Origin of the sequence: Alteromonas sp. MMG017, from assembly GCF_018100795.1 — a bacterium.
Lineage (GTDB): Bacteria > Pseudomonadota > Gammaproteobacteria > Enterobacterales > Alteromonadaceae > Alteromonas.
In genome coordinates, this window is the sequence record NZ_JAGJDY010000054.1 from 1 (window position 1) to 738 (window position 738).

General features: G+C 39.2%; 1 protein-coding gene. It reads right to left on the bottom strand.

The window, feature by feature from the left end:
* Positions 1-120: 120 nt before the first annotated feature.
* The coding region (locus J8L84_RS20195; protein WP_211072273.1) for a hypothetical protein at positions 121-738 on the bottom strand (618 nt) is incomplete at its 5' end.

Sequence of the window (738 nt, forward strand, 5' to 3'; positions counted from 1 at the left end):
CATATAACATCCCACTAAGGGGCGATAATACATGGGCTAAAATTAGGAGCGAAGTGACGCAGCCCATGTGTTAGCGTCCCAGCGAGCAGCGCGAGTGCCTTTAGTGTTTTGTTAGGTTTTTCACAGTTCCCACGCGAGTAATATTAACGATACGAAAAAAAAGAGTAAATATGGTAATGGTCTGCCGATGCCTTTTACAAAAATTGAAGTCCTAAACCAAATAGACAAAAAAAGAAGTATTAGAGTGATAACTGCCCATAAATAGACTTTTGCTCCATTTGGCTTTCTTACTACTTTGACCTCGAACTTTTTAAACAAAGAAACATTTTCGCTGGCGCGAATTGTCAATGCGACTCCTTTAAGAAACTCATTGTCGAATGTGCCATAGTTTAGCGTTCCATAATACCGTTTTGTTTGCCCTGAGTAGCTTGCTGCTCTTGGGTTTAGGACTAATGACCAGTTTTCTGTACTGCCTTCCGTTAGAAGTAACTGGATAGTTACCTTTTCTTGACTTGTTTTGCGAGAGCCACCGTAACTTACGGTGACTCTGAAGCGTTCAGAATCCATTCTATTTATTAAGCAAACAGACTCTTTTTTAGTAACTAAGTCTGCACTACACACGACGTCAGGGTTTGAAAGTTCACTTTGGAAGACTATTAAAAACCATATAAAACTTAGTCCAGAGAGAGAAAAGAGAATTTTTGAACGGGTGAATAATTTCACAAGAAACCTAACTTT